We start from the raw sequence: 17,578 nt of genomic DNA on the forward strand, positions 1-17,578 counted from the left end.
TTTGTTTTTTAATTTTTGAGGCTTTTTATGGTAAGTCGTCCAGTCAGTGAGCAGGTCTATAGTCAAATGAGTCAAGTCATCCCAGGAGGGGTCAATTCGCCTGTTCGGGCATGTGCGAATGTAGGGCAAATTCCAATGGTCATCGATCACGCCCATCGCGATTTATTGGTGGATGTCGATGGAAGAACCTATATTGATTACTGTGGTTCATGGGGGGCTTTAATTCATGGACATGCGCATCCAGTTATTTTGCAGGCGGTGCAGGAGAGAATGAAGAAAGGGACAACTTTTGGCATCACGACACCCATTGAAGGGGAACTTGCCAAAGAAGTGACGGGTTTGATTGACTCGGTCGAAAAAATCCGCTTTGTGTCGTCTGGAACAGAGGCAACCATGAGTGTTGCTCGTCTGGCAAGGGGATTTACGAATCGAGAAATCCTGGTAAAATTTATTGGAAACTACCATGGGCATGCGGACTTCTTTCTAGTGCAAGCGGGATCTGGCGTCTTAGAAATTTCTCCAACCGCTTCGTCGGCCGGAATTCCTGACGAGATTGTTAAGCATACCCTTTGTTTGCCATATAACGACATCGAAGCGTGTCGAGCCGTCTTCAATCATTCAGACTATCGCGATCGCATTGCAGCTGTAATTTTAGAGCCTATTGCCGGTAACATGGGTGTCGTACCTGCCACTTCTGAATTTATCCAGTTTTTAAGAGACGAGACTTTGGCTATGGGGGCCCTGCTTATTTTTGACGAAGTCATGACTGGTTTTAGGGTGGCGATGAAAGGAGCACAGGAGCTTTATCCTGTGAAACCCGATTTGACTTGTTTTGGAAAAATTGTAGGGGGAGGATTTCCAGCTGCGGCTTTTGGGGGAAGGGCGGAAATTATGGAATTCCTGGCTCCTCTTGGCCCTGTGTATCAAGCAGGAACGCTCTCTGGGAATCCACTTGCTATGGAAGCCGGACTGCAAAGCTTGCGCCTGTTGCAAGAGCCTGGTTTTTATTTAGAGCTTCAAAAGAAAACAGATTTGCTTCTAGATCCAATTAAGGAGCACGCCAACCATAAGAAATGGCCCATCTGCATTCAGCAAGTCGGATCGATGTTTACGCTATTTTTCTGCAAGAAAAGCATCCACAATTTAAAAGATGCTTTGGAAGCCAATACAGTTTTGTTTGCTAAGTTTTTCAGAGCCATGTTCGATCAAGGAATTTACATTCCACCTTCGCAGCATGAGGCATGGTTTATTTCCCAAGCTCATCAAGAAGAGAATCTCATTCGTACACGCGAGGCTGTCTTGGCGTTTTTAGAAGAGACTTATGCTTAGACTCTTATTCCTAACCAAAATTTTTGGTTTAAAAACGGCGAAGAAAGCCCTTCGCCGTTTTTTTGCAGTTTTTTGGCTATCGTAAGGCTCTTTGACAAAGCATTCTTTTTCCCTCTTGCCCTACGATAACTTCTAGATGACTTCCATCACAAAATTCTTCGACTAGCTCTGGGTCGTGACTGATGATCAACATGGTCAGTTGATGATTTTTGGCAAGCGAATGCAAAAATTCAAAAACGAGTCTGGCATTTGCCGGATCGAGTGTTGCCGTAGGTTCATCCAACAATAAAATAGAGGGTTGTTTTTGCAAAACCATCGATAGCGCCAAAATTTGTCGTTGACCGCCAGATAATAAGTAAGCGGGAGTATCAACATTGATCTTGAAGGTCTCCAAAAAGTCCGGCAAAGGCTTAGACATTTTTAGGGACTTGAAAGGGGATGGGTAATTGGCTAGGCAAGCAAATTGCAAATTATCGGCAAAGCTGAATTGGTCTGCAATCATGGCGTCATAGCGCTGATTGACCAAAGACAGGTGCCTGTTAATTTTGACGAATGCTTGCGGGTGAGAAAGGTCATACACTTTGCCGTGTACAGTAATCGAGCCTTCGCACTGCTGTCCTTGCATATTGCCTCTTAAAAGGGAGAATAGCGTTGATTTGCCAGACCCATTTTTACCTTTCAAACAGTGGAGTTTTCCTCTCTCTAATTGAAAAGCAAGATTTTCAAAAAAAGGAGTGGAAGAGTTCTGAAATTGATAGCGATTTAGAGAGATAGAGAGGGCATTTGCGTTCATAATTAAACTCCTAAATGGTCAATATCGAGTCGGTTAAGAGGGCTTTTTTGATAGTAGTAGGTCATCAATGCTGCCATGATGAGCAAGGCTTGAAAGGCGTTAAAGTATTTTAAGTTTAGTCCCACATTCAGCAAAAATTGTTGAATGACAAAGTAGCAGAGCAATCCGATGCACGGGATGGCAAGTGTTGGATATGAGGATTGAACAAGCATTTTGCCTAAAATTAGAGAGGTTAGGCATAGCAAAATAATTCCATATCCCATTGTGAGATCGACAAATCCATTTGACTGGGCAAATAGATAGCCTCCAAGGCCAGCACAGCCATCAGCTAGGCAAATACCGGCAATTACGATATACTTCGTCGATAGGCCGTGGTGCTTGAAGAATTGGGAATTATTGCCAAAGATGGCAAATGACACCCCGAGCTGGCTCGATAAAATAATTCCGACGATTAAAACGATGAAAAGGTTGATGGCCATCAGCATTCCCAATTCCTGATGGGAAAATCCAAATGGCAAGAGAGCCAGCAGATTAAAGCCGGGATCAAAGCTTTTTACCGACTGCCCTAAAATCAGCAGCGTTAATCCGTGAAAGAGGCCATTTGTCATGATGGCGCCGAGTAAAAAGGGCAAGCAGAAGTATTGATTCAAGCAACTGGCAACAAGACCCACTGACATTCCTCCCGCGATGGCGGCTATAATGACGAGCGGAATTTTGATTCCGATTGGCAAGGGAAGGGATTGACAAGTCAATCCCAGTGTGGCTCCAAAAAGGTAGGCGCTTTCTAGGCTTAAATCTGGCACTTTCATGAGCGAAAGTGAAAGATAGGCTCCAATCAGAAGCGGCAAAACAAGGAGCATTTGCTCTAAAATGGATGTCATATTCCCTCTCCGTTTTCGATTAGATAGTGTAAGAATGGATCGAGTGGCAGCCCTTGTTGTGCCATTGAAAGTGTATTGAATTTGAGCTTGAATTGATCGACTGCTGTCACAGGTATTTGATGCGGTGAAAGGCCGTCGTGCAAAATGAGGCGTGCCTTTTTGGCAGCCTCTACCCCAAAGTCATATTCTTTCACTCCAAAGCCAATAGCGGCTCCTTTTAATGGAGAATCTAGATCGCTTGCCATCAAAAGGGTTTGCGTGGTATGGCAGAGCTTAACCAAGGTTTCAAGTCCGGCCACAACCGTGTTATCTTTGAGAGTCATGACAACATCCACTTCATGAATGAATGGAGAGACTTTTTGTTTGATTTCATTGGTTTTAAAAACTTCGATTGGAATGAGTCTGATTCCCATTGTTGATAGTTTATTTTCTACAATTATTCTGTCTCGATCCAAACCTGCATTCGTCGGATCATAGACGAGCAAGACGCTTTTCAAGTCTGGCTTTAGATGAGCCAAAAGATCCATTTGCTTAGAGTAATCGGTGATTTCACTGATGCCTGTCACAAATCCATTGGGTGTGCTCTCCGATTGGACGAGATGATGCTCTTCTGGATTGGGAACGGCAGCAAAGACTAAAGGCGTTGTTTGGTGTTTTTTTGTTAGGACTTCTTTGCTCATTTTGGCGGCCTGCGTCCCGATGGCAAAAATGAGGTCATACCGTTTGCTACTCATTTCTTCGAGCTCAGACCGCATCAACGTTTGACTGCCTTGTGCATTGTAAACGGTAAATTGATAGCGATCGATTCCATTATGGGTAAGCGTTTCGCAAAAACCTTGCTGGATCTGCTCCAAACTCGGGTGGGTGACGGGCGTTAAGATCGCAACTCTAAATAATTTTTGATTTGTTGTTGCATCTGTATCCGAGTCAATGCTTTTATCTTGAAAAAACTCTGCGATTGCAAAAGATAAGCCCAATAAAAGGCAGATAATAATAAGACTCTTTTTCATACTAACCTCTCAACGTGAATGAAATGATGGGCCGGGATTTGAATGGAATCTAAGATAGGCAAAGGGCCTACATCAATGGGATGATGGGCGTGTAACACCGGCAAATCGGTACAGCCCAGTATGATGCCATCAATGCCATCTCTTAAGGCACATGTGTGGATGAGATGGCTCAGCTCTTCACTGTCTTTTTTGCTAATCACCCCAGCTAAGATGCGATCAATGATTGCATCTAGAACTTTTTGTTCAGGAGCTTGAGGGGTGACTAGTCTAATCGATGGATGTTGATATAATCTGCTTTGAATCGTCGTTGCTGTACTTAAAAGCAAAAGTTTATGCAAGTCTGCCTTCAACGCCGTTTCTATGACAAGCTGTGGAATAGACAATACGTTCATTCCTTTCAAATCGAGTCCTGGCAGAAAAGAATGAAGCGTATTGCAGGCAATGGCAAAGCGATCTACGCCTTGTAAAGCCAAGCAATTCATGCAGTACTGCAGCTCCAAGCGGAGCTGCTGCATATGAGACTGCGATTCTTTGAGAGACAATCCTCTTGTGAAGGGATAGTTGAGCAATACGATCTCTGGTGTTTGCTCCCTTTCTGCTTCATAGTGTTTTTTAATGATGGATTGATAGAGGAGCGCACTGGCATAAGGGCCCGCGCCTCCAATGATTCCCAATTTTTGTTTTACAGGAGCCATTTTAGAGCCCTCCTTCTTTTTGATTTTCTCCCGTTAGCATCGCTTTGACATGCTCAATCCCAGGCGCGTCGAGAAAGCGCTTTGGGCTCTTGGCATGTTCGATGGTATCGGCATAAAGATGCTCAATTAAAAAAGTTGAGGGGTTGTTTGAGGAAAGGCCATATTCGCCTGCCTTTTGATGAGCCTCTTTAAACAATTTGGAGAGAATTGGGTAGTCGGAAGAGTCTGCAAAGAAACGCTTGACGTACTCAGGCTGACAGTCAGCGGTAAAATCGGCACTGACCAAATTTAAGAGGTCAAATCCGCTTAATGCCAATTCCTCAATTTTTTTACCGAGCAGCTGGAGCGATTGACAATGATCATCTTGACATGGGGTGCATGCTTTGCAATGGGTGTCTAATTTGTGGATAAAGCCTTTATGCGAAAGAAAACTGGCTTTACTTCCTGGCTTATCTCCTAGAAGGCTATGAGGGCAGAAGGCGCGCAGGGTGCCATACGCTTCCATGTTAATGTTTGTATTGGAGGCGGAAAATCCCTCGACGATTAAGGAAGGAGCCTGATCTTTAAGATCGAGCTCTTCAAGAGGCTTCAATACATCTTGTCCACGCATGCAGCCAAACTTTTTGAGGCGTTGCCCGTGTTCGCAAAGCACTTTGGCTTTAAAAATTAGAGGAGTGGGGAGTTTTTCCAGGCGTTGCATAAGAACTAAAACGCCTGAAAACTTTGGATAGCAATACAGCTCTTTGCCTGTCTTAGAGCCGGAAAATAAGCGGTCTTCACTTGTCAATGACTTTAATTCCTGCAGCAGAGTCTCCTCTTCAAGGCTAGACTGTGGAAACGAATTTAAAGTTTTTATAATATAAGTCTGTATGTGCTGACTTAACAACCTTTTGCTTTCCTGCAAGACGTTTGGAGCGCTTAAAATAAGGGATAGATCTTTAGCTTTAAGATTTAAAGATTTGAGAGACTGTTCTAGAAATAGCAATTTCAGCGTTTCTTCTTTCCGTCTAAAGAAAATCGAACTGATTAAGAATGTTAGCTGCAAGAACTGGTTTTCAGGTTTACGGCCTCCTTTTTCAATGTTCAGATAGCCCTTTAAGTAGTGCTGGTAAATGTTTGTGATAAGAGAGGCGACCAAATGGCATTGATTGTTGCCTCCGAGCGCATCGAAATAGCTGAGCTGTCCCTTTTGAAAAAGAGTAATGGCTCTTTCTTCTAAAGCCCCAAATACGTGTTCGGCTATTTGAGAGTTGATCTCCAACTCTTCTGCAGACTTGTTGAATAGAAAGCTGCAATATGTTTGCTGAGTACATGTTTCTGTTTGATAGAAACGTGTGAGTGTTAGGCTAGTCATGATATTCTCCTAAAAAAAATATAAAAATTATTTAAAATTAAAATCTGAGCACAAAGCTTTCCCGCAGGAGCATGCGCTCTGATTGCTTAGCTAAAATATGTCCTGACGGGGAATGATCATCTAAGGATGGTCAAAAACCTTTCAGAATGCGTTTAAAGACAATAAAAAAAGGGATTAGAATTAGGCGTGCCAGCTGCACCAGGAAGGAGAAAAAGAAAAGCAGAATTGAGAAAACGGGAAAATAAAAAGATTCCGCTTATGAAATAGATCAAGGCTATCGGCAGCAAGGTGTATAGACATAGATTCCTCCTGTTGTGAGAGGTGCTTAAGCTTTGAACCAATGCGGTCCGCTTTATGATGCCCTCACATGCAAATTGACTGTTAATTTAAATTTTGGACAAACGTATAGACAAAATAAAAGGGGAATAATTAGCGACGCCAACGCCATATGGCGTTAGGTGCAAAAGAAAGGCTAGAAAGTGATGAATGGACTTGCGAGTACATAAATCTCTATATTTTAAGAATTACCCTCAATTTTAGCTTTAGCCTTCTTTTTTAGGCAAGTAAAATTAATTGGAAGATTGCCCGGCGGTGCTTTCAGAACTGTTTGCGCAGTCAAGTCTTGTATTTTTTTAGATGCGTTGCAGTGCTTATATTTTTATCAGAAACTTTTGGAAAATTTTTAGCGAGGAAGACTATGTTCCGACTATTTGTAAACCTTATTGTTTTGTTTTGCACTCATACTCCTTGTAGAGCTGCGGAGGGAATTTCTTTGGTAGAGGAGTATAAAAAAAATTCAAACCAACAATGGGAATGGGCTCTAACAAGCTTGGCAAATTTTCCCTTCACAGAGCAAGACAAGGTTCTCGATGTGGGGTGCAGAGATGGCAGAATCACAGCTTTGATAGCAAATCAGGTGCAAAGCGGATCTGTGGTGGGTTTAGATATTTCTGAAAAAATGATTGAACAGGCTTCAAACGCCTTTCAAGAAGGTAATTTGAAATTTATAAAAGGAAATGCGAATGATATTCCTTTTAAAGAGGAATTCGATAAGGTTGTTTCATTCTGCACCCTTCAATGGATAGTTGAGCAGGAAAAAGCGCTGATTTCGATGAAAGAGAGTTTCAAAGTTGGAGGAGGGATGCTGCTTGTTATACCTGGAGAGTCTTCAAGCAATTTAGGCACCCTCGCTAAAAAAATTGCATCCACTGAAAAGTGGAGGGGATATTTTCCACATTTTAAGATGGAAAGAGTTTACTACAGTCCAAAGGCCTATAAAAACCTGCTACAGGTAATTGGATTAGACATTCAAGCACTTAGAGCTGAAGAGTCTGTCACGATATATGAGAATAAAGAGGCTTTTATTGCCTGGCTTAAGCCTTTGGTCAATTTCGTAGATCATCTCGCACCAGATCTTCAGCAAAGTTTTATTGAAGAACTTGCCGATCAGATGATTCAAAAAGATCTCTTTTTTACTGGCTCTGTTGCCATCCCTGATGTTAAAATAGAAATAATCGCACGCAGGCTTTACTAGAAGGGCAGGATTAATTGACGACATGCCTGCTAAAGCGGCATGCCGTAATAAGGATTAAGCCGATTCGGCATTTTCGGGAGATGTAGCACCTTCTGGAGAAAAGTCACCTTGAAGGCTTCTAAGATAATGGGCGGCATCTAAGCTACAGACTTTGACATCGACATTCATCTTGTCTAAATAGGTTTGAAGTGTTTGCACCTTATCAGCCGAAGTAAAGGCGATGTGCAAGTCAGTGCCTAAGTCGGCCTTATTGTGGATCCTGCGCTCGTTTAAGACACTTCCTCTCATTTCTTTTCCGTAAAGAGTAGTAGATGCCCAAATAATGGGGAATGAGTCACTTAAAAAGTTTTCTTCTTCCGAATCAAGATCTAAAATGGGAACTTGATCAACGATGTCAATTATGCTTTGAATATCTGACTTCTGTGCATAATCATCTGAATGCTCGATTGGTTGAATAGTATTCTCTACGTATTGGGTGTGGCCTTGCAGTTGGATCATAATCGAGGATGAGCTTCATTTCTTTTTCAGGATCGAATTGAAAGCTTTCATTATAGGCGTAATAGGAGGCGACCTGCATTTGAGCAATCCCAACACCCGATAAAGATCCAAAATTGATCCCGCTATCCTTGGTAATCCCACTCTCTAATTCTCCGCTCATCGGCACTAAAAAGGTGAGGAGTCTTAAAGCTCCTGTTGGAATTAGAGTTGGAGTTGGTTCTATTTGTAGAGGATTGATTCTATTTTTCACAATGAAGCGATCATCTGCAACTCTCATAATGCCGATTAAAGCAGCCGAGTTGCTTCCAGTCATCCAGATAATGGGTTTTTTTCTGGGTAGGCTTGCAATTTCTTACACCCCACTCCACATTTTTTGACGCACCTCATTCCATTTTGCCTTCCACTTGTCAGGCGCAAAAATTCCTTGCTTGCCTTGAATATTTGTCAGTTCATCATCTACTAATTTGTCCAAGTCTTCTGAAATCACGTCTCCCTGAACGCCTACTCCACTCCGGCTCTCTGGATCTTCGGACAGATCCCCAAAAAGGAAGTGCGCAAATTTGTGAAGTGCCACTCTTTGCTCATCGGTTGTTGTTTTGCTTCTCACTGCCCGGCTCAACTCTCTCAAACCTTTTAAAACTTCAGTCGACTCTACGAGGCTGTCATATGTTTTTATGATTTCTTTTAGTTCGGCCTTAATATGGGAATCAATCGCCTTTTTGAGCAGCTCTTTTGCCTCTTTTTTAATATCTTTAAATTTTTGAACATCTTCAAAACTAAACTCCTCATGCTTTTTTAGTGTTAAGTCTTTCGAAATTCTATTTTAATATGAAAATGATTGGTTTGTATTTTTTTAAAATAATTTCTTATTAATGAGGTGTTGATTTTTATTGTTTTTTGAAATTAGAGCGGGAAGAAGATTTCCTCGCGCTTGTTTTTTCTTTTAATTCTATTATATGTTAAGAATGGGGCTTGCATAAGGGACTATTCATGCATTCTTCCATTAGGGAGCATAGTCGCGAATTGAGATTTTAATATTTGAGAATGGCATTCAATTACCGGTAAAGAGCGATAGGTCATATGTTTAAGTTTCCCGCCTTACTTTCTATTTTCTTCGCCTCTTTGATATCTTTTTGGGGGATGGTTCACTCTACCGAGAGTCAAACGACCAAGATAAATTTAAAGGGATTCTTAGGCAAAGATGAGTTGGCATCTGCTAAGGAGACCCTAACTCGCTTGTCAGAGGAATCTAAGCAGACATTGGTGATTGTGATTAATTCGACATCTGGCGATCTCATTCAAATGCTCGACCTTGCCAAATCGATCTACAGTCTAAAAAAGCTGAAGCAGCTGACAGTCGTGGTCTACTTGGACGATAATGTGGTGGGGCCGGCAGCCATGCTTCCCTTTTTAGCTGATGAAATTAATACTTCTCTTGTAGCTTCCTGGGGGGATATTCCCTCTGGTGCTGAGAGAGTTCTTCCGACCAATTTGCTTCAGAATCGGGTGCGCAGTTTAATTGATTCTCAAAGCTCGGACGCACCCACCCTATATCTTTTAGCAGATGCCATGACAGATCCGTCTGTGCGAGTCATTGATAATCAAGGTTGGAAGATCGCAAGAGAAAAAGAAACAAACTTTCCATTAATTTCGTCTGGAGGGCAAACCTTAGTTGTTAATCAAAATCAGCTCAAGGATCTGGGGATTGTAAAATCAATTATGCCTCTTGGGGAATTTGAAAAGCGCTATGCAATTGAAAGTAAAGTGGATTCAAAAGAGGGAATAGTAGAGGAGGGAAAAACGACCTCTTCAACCTCGATTGAAGAAAGACTTCAGCGTGCCATCCATTTTAATAAAGAGGGTCCCAACACGGTTGGGTATCTTTATGTGGGCGATCATGAAAGCTCAATTAGCCAATCCACCTGGCTTTACATTAAGCAAGGGCTTGACCATTATAAGAAAAATCCTCCTCTTTTTATTATTTTAGAGCTCAATACTCCCGGTGGAGAGGTTTTTGCGGCGCAGAAGATCTCGGACGCTCTAAAAGAGATCGATCTGCAATATAATATTCCCGTTGTCACCTTCATTAACAACTGGGCCATTTCGGCTGGTGCCATGCTGGCCTATTCGACCCGTTTCATAAGCGTGGTCAAGGATGGAAGTATGGGGGCTGCAGAACCTGTCTATGCAGGCGAAGGCGGGAAAATGGAGACGGCTTCTGAAAAGGTGAATTCAGCTTTGAGGGCCGATTTTGCAAGCCGGGCACGTTTTTTTGACCGCAATCCTTTGATTGCCGAAGCGATGGTGGATAAAGACACGATTCTTGTATGGCGCCATGGCAAAGTGGTAAAGCTCGACAATGAGAGTCAGGTTCGCTTGACAGGAGCCGATCCTGATAAGGTGATCAGTCCAAAAGGAAAGCTGCTGACTTTAGAAGCAGAACAAATGCTAGAATACGGTGTGGCGGATCTTTTGTTGCCTCCTCAAAAACTAGAAGTGATTTCTCCTGAAGAAAAGGCGGCAGGTCAATGGCCTGTAGAAAAGATGCTTCTTTTTCATACGCCCTACTTTTCTAAGATTCCTCAAGCTACCGTTAAGCCCTATCAAATGGATTGGAAAACGCATTTTTTTGTTTTATTGGCCACCCCTATTGTTTCTTCGCTTCTTTTTATGGGCTTGATGATTGGGGGCTATATCGAATTAAACTCGCCAGGCTTTGGCCTGCCAGGAGCGGTTGCTGCAGCGTGTTTGTTTTTAATCATTTTATCGAGCTTCTCTTTGGAAGTTGCGAATTGGCTGGAGCTGATTTTGCTTTTGACCGGTCTTGCCATCATTTTGGTTGAGCTTTTTGTCTTGCCAACGTTTGGATTATTGGGGATAGTGGGATTTATTTTGTTTATTGCTGGTTTATTTGGAATGCTCATTCCTGGTTTAAGCTCGGTTAGTTTTGAATATGACACCCAAACAATGAATGCTGCAGGGCAGTATGTGATCCAGCGACTGGCTTGGCTTTGCGGAGCCATGCTTGCGAGTGCTGTCATCATTGCCTTATTGGCCCAGTATGTGCTTCCAAGTTTTGCAGGTTTTAGCCGCTTTGTCTTGATAGGCAGGGAGCAAGAGGGTTTTATTGCGGGTGAAAATCCAATCGACCTTCCTCAGTCGGGCGCGATTGGAAAGGCCCTGACTACCCTTCGTCCAGCCGGAAAGATCATTGTCAAGGATCGTATCTACGAGGCTTTGAGCACGGGAGGATTCATCGAGGCTGGCGAGCCGATTATTGTCGCGCGTTTAGAGGGGAGCACAATTATAGTTAGTCTTTTAACGGAAAACGAACTCTTATGACCCCTTTTCTTTTACTTTTTATTGGCCTTCTACTCATTTTAATAGAGTTTTACATTCCAGGCGCTGTCATGGGAGTGTTGGGCAGCATTTTTGTCTTGGTGAGCATCCTTCTTTTTGCCTCCCAAACCAATTCATTATTGGCTATTGTCTTTTTTGTGCTTGGAACAATTCTTTGTGTCGGATTGCTCATTCGATTTGCTCTTTGGCGCATTGTTCGAGCAAAGCCGGAATACAGCATATATTTAAACGAAGATCAAGAAGGGTACCAGGCTTCTTCTTTCGATCAGGAAGCCATTGGCAAAATAGGGGTGGTATTGTCCGATCTAAAACCCGGTGGATATATCCTCATAGATGGTAAGCAGCATCAAGCAATCTCTTTGACTGGGTATATTCCGAAAGGAGAGCATGTTGAAGTGGTCTCTGGGCAAGAAGAGAGTCTTATAGTGAAAATTAGTAACAAGGAAACTTAAGTTATGTCGGTTTTATTACAGGGGATGTCTGACAATGTGAGTATGGAATTTTATTTTCTTGTGTTTGTGTTGGCTGTCATTCTCATTATTATTTTGAGTATTTTGGGCAAATTTATCAGTTTGTGGTTTCAAGCTTTTGTATCGGGAACGCCCATTCCTCTATTTAATATTATTGGGATGAGTTTGCGCAAAATCCCACCTAGAGTGATCGTCAATGCTCGCATCAATTTATTTAAGGCGGGGCTTAAGCAAATCAGCGTCGGCGATTTAGAGACGCACTATTTGGCTGGCGGCCATGTGCCAAACGTTGTTGAGGCTCTGATTGCAGCCGATAAGGCCAATATTCCACTAGACTGGCGCAGAGCGACAGCTATCGACCTTGCAGGCAGAGATATTAAGGCTGCGGTTCAAACCTCGGTTAATCCACGCGTGATCGATTGTCCAAGTCATGGCGGGTATATTACAGGGGTTGCCAAGGATGGGATTCAATTAAATTGCCGCGCTCGTGTAACGGTTAGAACTAACATTGCCCAGCTAGTCGGCGGTGCAACAGAAGAGACAATTGTTGCAAGAGTTGGTGAGGGGATCGTGAGCGCCATCGGCGGATCGGATACTCATAAACAGGTTCTTGAATCTCCACAGCGCATTTCTAAACTTGTGTTGGAAAAGGGGCTCGACTCTTCGACAGCTTTCTTGATTCTTTCTATCGACATTGTCGAAATTAATCTTGGAGAAAACATTGGCGCGAAATTGCGAACAGACCAAGCGGAGTCGGATATTCGCATTGCTAAAGCCGAGGCAGAAAAACGTCGCACGATGGCTGTCGCACAGGAACAAGAAAATCTAGCCAAAGTGAGAGACATGGAGGCTAAGCTTGTTGAGGCGCAAGCAGCGGTTCCTTTAGCCATGGCTGAGGCTTTTAGAACTGGAAAGCTTGGAATCATGGATTATCAGCGCATCCAAAATATTCAGTCGGATACGGATATGCGGAGCGCTTTGGCGAAGCCGGATGTTGAAAAGAAACAAAACCAGGGCTAGGAGTTCGACATGTCAGTCGTAGAATTTATCGGTTTTGCGGTAAGCCTACTCTCTTTGTTGTTTTTATTCTTTCGCAATCGGCGGCAGCTAGCCGGCCAAGGTGAGCCAAGGGATTCTCAGGAGGAATTTCCAGAAGACGATCCGATCCAGGCTTTTCTAAAGGCTATGGAAAAGGAGCGCCTCAAACGAGAGGCGCCTCCTTCACCGCCGCCGCCTATTGCTTACCGTCCAGCTTACGCAGAGGTGAAAAAGTCTAAAAAAACCTCCTCAAAAGAGGATGCGCTGGCTAAAAATCAGTTAGAGTCGCGTAAGTTAGCAAGCCCTTTAGAAAAGCAGCAACTAGTCAGTCCCTTAGCTAAGCGGCATGAAGCCCATTATTATACGCATGGAGTAGAAATTCTTCAAAAGCCTGCTCGGATACGTCTCATGGTTGAGCGGCTCGCTGATCTAAAAGATCTCGTGGTTTTTCGGGAGATTTTGGATAAACCTAAAAGTTTGAGACCGTGGGAATAGAATGATGGAGTCAATTGCTGATCGCTATCGGATGATTCAAGATTCTATATGGCAAAGAGCTATGGCTTGTGGACGCAAACCTGAAGAGGTGGCGCTCATTGCCGTGACTAAAACACATCCCCCTTCTTTCATTCAAGAGGCGTATCAGGCAGGGGGGCGTCACTTCGGTGAAAATCGGGTGCAGGAGCTTTTGCCAAAAATACCTGCTTTGCCAAACGATTGCAATTGGCATCTAATAGGCAGTCTTCAAAGCAATAAAGTGGGCAAGGTATTAGATTCTTCAATTAAACTCATCCACTCTGTCGATAGCCTTGCACTAGCCGAAAAAATTGCCTTTGCGGGCCAAGCAAGGCAAAAAGAAACGCCCATTTTGCTGCAGGTCAATATTTCTGGTGAGGCATCTAAGCATGGCTTCTCGCAGGAGTGTTGGGAAGCCGTGCTGGAAAGGGTGGCTCAACTTCCCGCCTTGAGAATCGAAGGATTGATGACCATTGCTCCTTTTACCAATGATCAAGTTCTTATCCGCAGTTGTTTTAAGGCTCTCGCCCATTTAAGGGATAAATGGAAAGGATATATGCAGAATCCCGCTATTTTTTCTCACTTGTCGATGGGAATGACCAATGATTATGAGATAGCCATTGAAGAGGGAGCCACGCTTGTGAGAATTGGGTCGGCCATTTTTGGCGGCCGCCCCTTGGTAAGGCACTAGCAAGCTTGCTTGTTGCAATCCAAGCCCTTTCAAAAAAAACTAGACCGTTATCTCTCGATAGGATCGGCCAAAAACGCCGATCCAAAGTTATCAGCGTGAAATGTTAGATAGCTTGTCCCCAATTCGGATCTTCGCATAAGTTATAGCCGTCCAGCGCTTCTTTATGGCTTGGTTCGATATCTAGCACAGCTTGAAATTTAACTCGCGCTTCAGGCAGACGACCTAGCATGCATAAGCATCTGGCAGCTCCTAAGAACCAGCTGATTTTTTGCGGTTCATCTGTCAAGGCTTTTTCAAAATGAGGAAGGGCCTCCTCTGGCCTATCCAGGCAACGAAGAGTTTCTGCGTATTCTCCTAATGTTTCTGAGTCCGGATCAAGGGCAACCGACTTCTCTAGCCAGACCAACGATTGAGCAAGCTTGCCTTCCAAACGAAAGAGCACACCATAGCCTGTCAGGGCAAATGTATTTTCGTCATTAAGCTGCAAGACTTCAGAAAATAGACGTGTAGCTTCTTGGATGTTGCCTTGATCCAAATGAACTTGTCCTAAGCAACCTAAGGCAAAATCGTCTTCTGGATCGAGTTTTAGGCAATGATTTAAAACATGGGCAGATTCGTCGAATTTTTTTTGGAATCGGAGAACATCCCCATATGAACTTAACGCAAAAGTGTTGTCAGGATAAAGCTCCAGGTGCTTTTTTAGGACTGCAGCGGCTTTATCAAATTGATACAACATGCGTAAAGAGTCACCATATGAGGCTAGCGCAAAGCGATGGGTAGGATCAATGCTTAGTACTTTTTCAAATACATCCGCCGCCTCAAATTGTTTCTTTTGATTTCTTAAAATGTCACCAAGCCAGCTTAAAATTTCCGCATCATCAGGTATGTTTTCTAAGTACTTTCTTAAAACGGCTGCGGCTTCAGCATTTTTATCCTGATTGCATAAGAGTTTCACATAATGAGTGACTGCAAAAAGTCTAGTGGGATTAATGTCCAGGGATTTCTCGAACTCTGCAGCCGCCTCATCTAACTTGCCTTGCATATGGAGGATTTGTGCATAGGAGGCTAAAACATAGTCATTTCTTGGATCGAGAGTTAAACATTCGTGAAAGACCTCTATTGACTGGTCTAATTTTCCTAGCACCCGAAGAGTTTCTCCGTAAATTCCTAATAATAGATTTCTAGAGTCGGTAGCCAAAGCTAACTCGATTTCTACTAATGCTTCTTCAGGCTTACCCTGTTTATTTAACTCGCTTGCTTTGTTCCATACATTTACGGCTTCGTTATTTGCAAGAGAGGGGAAAGGATTCTGGAGAAAATCTGGCTCAGATGTTTGACGTCTTTCAGCTTCGTTGCTTGGAGTGAAAGGTTGTAAAGGGCTTGAAAGAGGCTGTTGGCTTAAAGTTGGATGTGGTATGCTATTGAGAATAGCAGCCTTTAACTTGCGATAACAAAAGATGAGCCCATAAACTGCTGCTACACCTACAAGGGCAGTCGATGCAATCTGGCAGATTAATTTTTGCTGAGGACTTAGGGATTCAATTAATTTATCTTTAAATCCATGAAAGAATTGTGTGCTAAAAAAATGGGAAATTTGCATGTAGCCTTTAAATTATGTTAAAATTAATATAAATTTTAACATAATAAGTCTTTTTTCTATTAATTGGAATATTAAAATTAATGACGTTTGAATTTTGATAGTACTGGTTAAGGCTAATTTTTTATTGATAAAAATAGAAAATGTGCCTTACAAAGGATAACCTCCAAACAACCATACAAGAGGTTACGCCATGTGCACAGAAGTCAAACATAAAATAAATCCAAATTTATTTTTTGCTCTAGCGACTATCTGTGGCGTCTGTAGTGGGTACTTACAAGAGCCTTTCATTTTTAGTGCGGCCGAGACTATTTCTCAATTATTTATTAACCTTTTAAAGCTCGTCAGCCTGCCCATCATTTTTCTTTCCATTGTATCGACTGCATCGGGCATGGAAAATATGCAGCAAATTAAGTTGCTTGGCAAAAAGGTTGTCAAATACACGCTATTGACGACGATCATTGCGGCCAGCATTGCTTTAGCTTTATTTTTGGCCATCGATCCAGTTAGGGGGCAAATTGTTGCCGATCAAACGGTGGCATTGAATGGTACTCAACCAAGTTATCTCTCTTTTTTCATTCAAATTGTCCCTTCCAACATCATTCAGCCATTTAGTGAAAATAATGTGATAGGGGTATTATTCTTGGCGATGCTCTTGAGCTTTGCAATCGTTACTTTGCCAGTTCAGCACCGCACAGTCCTCCATTCATTTTTTTCGAGCATTTATGCAGCCATCATTACGATCACTCGCTGGATCGTGGCCGTTATGCCAATTGCGATTTGGGCGTTTATTACCCTTTTCATGCGCGATTTAAGTCAGGGATTAGATGTTAAAAGTTTAGCTCTTTACCTGACAGTTGTCCTTGCTGCGAATGTAATTCAGGCAGGCGTGGTTTTGCCGACTCTACTTAAAATCAAAGGGATTTCTCCCATTCGCATGGCGCGGGGTATGTTTCCGGCATTATCTGTTGCCTTTTTTACGAAATCATCGGCAGCGGCTTTGCCAATGGCGATGCGTTGTGCGGAAGAAAATGTGGGGATTTCTCGCAAAGTCGCAAGCTTTACATTGCCGCTATGCACGACCATCAACATGAATGCGTGTGCAGCCTTTATTCTAACGACAGTCTTATTTGTTTCAATGAGTCAAGGCGTCACCTATTCGTTGGCTGAAATGGGGCTTTGGGTTATTTTGGCAACTATTGCTGCGATTGGGAATGCTGGCGTCCCGATGGGATGCTACTTTTTGGCGAGCGCTTTTTTAGCGGCGATGAATGTTCCTCTCAATATTTTAGGGGTCATTTTACCTTTTTACACGCTCATTGACATGCTGGAAAGTGCGATCAATGTGTGGTCTGATTCATGTGTGGCTGCCGTGGTAAATAAGGAAGTTCAGCAAGAGGATTCTTCCTTGCTGGAATCGAATACAAATCTTCATCTAGGTGCCATGAATAGTGTCAGTTAGGGCTTAAACCCATGAGGCTCTTGCAAATGACAGGAACGTTGCAAGAGCCCCATGCTTGATAATAGGCCGTTTGCTTTCCTGTAAGATCGCTTACTATCTGTTCTGTTTTCTTTTTCCGGACATGTTCCTTGCAGCTATTCAGTCGTGAGTAGAATGAAACATGTACGCTTTCTTGCAATCATAGAGCCTGTCTGTAGATGACGCTGCCAATCTGAAAGCTTGACTTTCAAAGAGCAAGACCGTTATAAATTTTCCTCTATTAAAAAAATAGAGCAAAGATTGGACAAAAGAGTTGGCTTGCGTTATTTGAGCGGACTATCTTTTTTTGCTTTTTTTAGCCGATCTGATAAGAT

Annotated in this window: 17 protein-coding genes; 8 read left to right on the forward strand and 9 right to left on the reverse strand. The window is 42.8% G+C overall.

Annotated features, from left to right (window positions below; translation table 11 throughout):
• The first annotated feature begins 27 nt into the window (after positions 1-27).
• Entirely contained in the window at positions 28-1,329 is a 1,302-nt protein-coding gene (gene hemL / locus PNK_RS04335; protein ID WP_059060533.1) for a glutamate-1-semialdehyde 2,1-aminomutase, read from the forward strand.
• A 76-nt stretch (positions 1,330-1,405) separates the two neighbouring features.
• On the opposite strand, the gene PNK_RS04340 is transcribed toward hemL, so the two are convergent.
• From PNK_RS04340 to PNK_RS04360, 5 genes are read right to left on the reverse strand one after another with little or no spacing between them, the layout of a single operon-like run.
• Positions 1,406-2,122, reverse strand: coding sequence for an ABC transporter ATP-binding protein (locus PNK_RS04340; protein WP_032125373.1), 717 nt, complete (start codon positions 2,120-2,122; stop codon positions 1,406-1,408).
• Positions 2,123-2,124: 2 nt separating this feature from the next.
• On the reverse strand, positions 2,125-3,003 hold the full coding sequence (locus tag PNK_RS04345) for an ABC transporter permease (RefSeq protein ID WP_032125374.1): 879 nt from the start codon (positions 3,001-3,003) through the stop codon (positions 2,125-2,127).
• The gene (locus PNK_RS04350) at positions 3,000-4,013 is read right to left on the reverse strand and encodes an ABC transporter substrate-binding protein (protein WP_059060535.1); all 1,014 of its coding nucleotides are present in this window, start codon (positions 4,011-4,013) and stop codon (positions 3,000-3,002) included. Before PNK_RS04350 ends, PNK_RS04345 begins: the two co-directional genes overlap by 4 nt.
• Positions 4,010-4,708 (reverse strand): aspartate/glutamate racemase family protein, encoded by a 699-nt coding sequence (locus PNK_RS04355; RefSeq protein WP_032125376.1) that lies wholly within the window; start codon positions 4,706-4,708, stop codon positions 4,010-4,012. The genes PNK_RS04350 and PNK_RS04355 overlap by 4 nt, the downstream gene beginning before the upstream one ends.
• A gap of 1 nt (position 4,709) precedes the next feature.
• Entirely contained in the window at positions 4,710-6,062 is a 1,353-nt protein-coding gene (locus PNK_RS04360) for a hypothetical protein (RefSeq protein ID WP_032125377.1), read from the reverse strand.
• A gap of 697 nt (positions 6,063-6,759) precedes the next feature.
• On the opposite strand from PNK_RS04360, the gene PNK_RS04365 reads away from it, so the two are divergent.
• On the forward strand, positions 6,760-7,596 hold the full coding sequence (locus PNK_RS04365) for a class I SAM-dependent methyltransferase (protein WP_051981924.1): 837 nt from the start codon (positions 6,760-6,762) through the stop codon (positions 7,594-7,596).
• Between the two features lie 54 nt (positions 7,597-7,650).
• Here PNK_RS04365 and PNK_RS13590 read toward each other — a convergent pair whose 3' ends face one another.
• The 3 genes from PNK_RS13590 to PNK_RS04380 all read right to left on the reverse strand — a co-directional run bounded on the left by PNK_RS13590 (position 7,651) and on the right by PNK_RS04380 (position 8,701).
• On the reverse strand, positions 7,651-8,094 hold the full coding sequence (locus PNK_RS13590; RefSeq protein WP_032125378.1) for a hypothetical protein: 444 nt from the start codon (positions 8,092-8,094) through the stop codon (positions 7,651-7,653).
• Positions 8,027-8,371, reverse strand: a complete 345-nt coding sequence (locus PNK_RS04375; protein WP_158021698.1) for a hypothetical protein — start codon at positions 8,369-8,371, stop codon at positions 8,027-8,029. The genes PNK_RS13590 and PNK_RS04375 overlap by 68 nt, the downstream gene beginning before the upstream one ends.
• Positions 8,372-8,446: 75 nt before the next feature.
• Positions 8,447-8,701 (reverse strand): hypothetical protein, encoded by a 255-nt coding sequence (locus PNK_RS04380; RefSeq protein WP_158021699.1) that lies wholly within the window; start codon positions 8,699-8,701, stop codon positions 8,447-8,449.
• A gap of 473 nt (positions 8,702-9,174) precedes the next feature.
• Between PNK_RS04380 and PNK_RS04385 the strand changes: the two genes are divergently transcribed.
• The 5 genes from PNK_RS04385 to PNK_RS04405 are packed head-to-tail and all read left to right on the forward strand — an operon-like array spanning position 9,175 to position 14,166.
• Positions 9,175-11,436 (forward strand): NfeD family protein, encoded by a 2,262-nt coding sequence (locus tag PNK_RS04385; protein ID WP_059060537.1) that lies wholly within the window; start codon positions 9,175-9,177, stop codon positions 11,434-11,436.
• The gene (locus PNK_RS04390) at positions 11,433-11,906 is read left to right on the forward strand and encodes an NfeD family protein (protein ID WP_059060539.1); all 474 of its coding nucleotides are present in this window, start codon (positions 11,433-11,435) and stop codon (positions 11,904-11,906) included. The genes PNK_RS04385 and PNK_RS04390 overlap by 4 nt, the downstream gene beginning before the upstream one ends.
• Positions 11,907-11,909: 3 nt before the next feature.
• Positions 11,910-12,944 carry a flotillin-like protein FloA gene (gene floA, locus PNK_RS04395; protein WP_059060540.1) on the forward strand — a complete coding sequence of 345 codons (1,035 nt, stop codon included), beginning with the start codon at positions 11,910-11,912 and terminating at the stop codon, positions 12,942-12,944.
• Between the two features lie 9 nt (positions 12,945-12,953).
• Positions 12,954-13,457, forward strand: coding sequence for a hypothetical protein (locus PNK_RS04400; protein WP_059060542.1), 504 nt, complete (start codon positions 12,954-12,956; stop codon positions 13,455-13,457).
• Between the two features lies 1 nt (position 13,458).
• Positions 13,459-14,166 carry a YggS family pyridoxal phosphate-dependent enzyme gene (locus PNK_RS04405; protein WP_231909295.1) on the forward strand — a complete coding sequence of 236 codons (708 nt, stop codon included), beginning with the start codon at positions 13,459-13,461 and terminating at the stop codon, positions 14,164-14,166.
• Positions 14,167-14,269: 103 nt separating this feature from the next.
• Here the strand turns inward: PNK_RS04405 and PNK_RS04410 are convergent, their stop codons facing one another.
• A complete protein-coding gene (locus PNK_RS04410; RefSeq protein WP_059060544.1) occupies positions 14,270-15,766 on the reverse strand; it encodes a tetratricopeptide repeat protein in 1,497 nt (498 codons plus the stop codon).
• A 190-nt stretch (positions 15,767-15,956) separates the two neighbouring features.
• On the opposite strand from PNK_RS04410, the gene PNK_RS04415 reads away from it, so the two are divergent.
• Entirely contained in the window at positions 15,957-17,225 is a 1,269-nt protein-coding gene (locus PNK_RS04415) for a dicarboxylate/amino acid:cation symporter (RefSeq protein ID WP_059060547.1), read from the forward strand.
• Positions 17,226-17,578: the final 353 nt, after the last annotated feature.

This window comes from Candidatus Protochlamydia naegleriophila (genome assembly GCF_001499655.1).
In the GTDB taxonomy this organism is placed as follows: Bacteria; Chlamydiota; Chlamydiia; order Chlamydiales; family Parachlamydiaceae; genus Protochlamydia; species Protochlamydia naegleriophila.

Bases quoted from the DNA above. Each gene is read 5' to 3' on its own strand.
- PNK_RS04375 (WP_158021698.1), bottom strand. From the start codon at position 8,371: ATGAGAGTTGCAGATGATCGCTTCATTGTGAAAAATAGAATCAATCCT.
- PNK_RS04350 (WP_059060535.1), bottom strand. From the start codon at position 4,013: ATGAAAAAGAGTCTTATTATTATCTGCCTTTTATTGGGCTTATCTTTT.
- PNK_RS04365 (WP_051981924.1), top strand. From the start codon at position 6,760: ATGTTCCGACTATTTGTAAACCTTATTGTTTTGTTTTGCACTCATACT.
- PNK_RS04390 (WP_059060539.1), top strand. From the start codon at position 11,433: ATGACCCCTTTTCTTTTACTTTTTATTGGCCTTCTACTCATTTTAATA.
- PNK_RS04385 (WP_059060537.1), top strand. From the start codon at position 9,175: ATGTTTAAGTTTCCCGCCTTACTTTCTATTTTCTTCGCCTCTTTGATA.
- PNK_RS04415 (WP_059060547.1), top strand. From the start codon at position 15,957: ATGTGCACAGAAGTCAAACATAAAATAAATCCAAATTTATTTTTTGCT.
- PNK_RS04345 (WP_032125374.1), bottom strand. From the start codon at position 3,003: ATGACATCCATTTTAGAGCAAATGCTCCTTGTTTTGCCGCTTCTGATT.
- PNK_RS04400 (WP_059060542.1), top strand. From the start codon at position 12,954: ATGTCAGTCGTAGAATTTATCGGTTTTGCGGTAAGCCTACTCTCTTTG.
- PNK_RS04355 (WP_032125376.1), bottom strand. From the start codon at position 4,708: ATGGCTCCTGTAAAACAAAAATTGGGAATCATTGGAGGCGCGGGCCCT.
- PNK_RS04410 (WP_059060544.1), bottom strand. From the start codon at position 15,766: ATGCAAATTTCCCATTTTTTTAGCACACAATTCTTTCATGGATTTAAA.
- hemL (WP_059060533.1), top strand. From the start codon at position 28: ATGGTAAGTCGTCCAGTCAGTGAGCAGGTCTATAGTCAAATGAGTCAA.
- PNK_RS13590 (WP_032125378.1), bottom strand. From the start codon at position 8,094: ATGATCCAACTGCAAGGCCACACCCAATACGTAGAGAATACTATTCAA.
- floA (WP_059060540.1), top strand. From the start codon at position 11,910: ATGTCGGTTTTATTACAGGGGATGTCTGACAATGTGAGTATGGAATTT.
- PNK_RS04360 (WP_032125377.1), bottom strand. From the start codon at position 6,062: ATGACTAGCCTAACACTCACACGTTTCTATCAAACAGAAACATGTACT.
- PNK_RS04405 (WP_231909295.1), top strand. From the start codon at position 13,459: ATGATGGAGTCAATTGCTGATCGCTATCGGATGATTCAAGATTCTATA.
- PNK_RS04340 (WP_032125373.1), bottom strand. From the start codon at position 2,122: ATGAACGCAAATGCCCTCTCTATCTCTCTAAATCGCTATCAATTTCAG.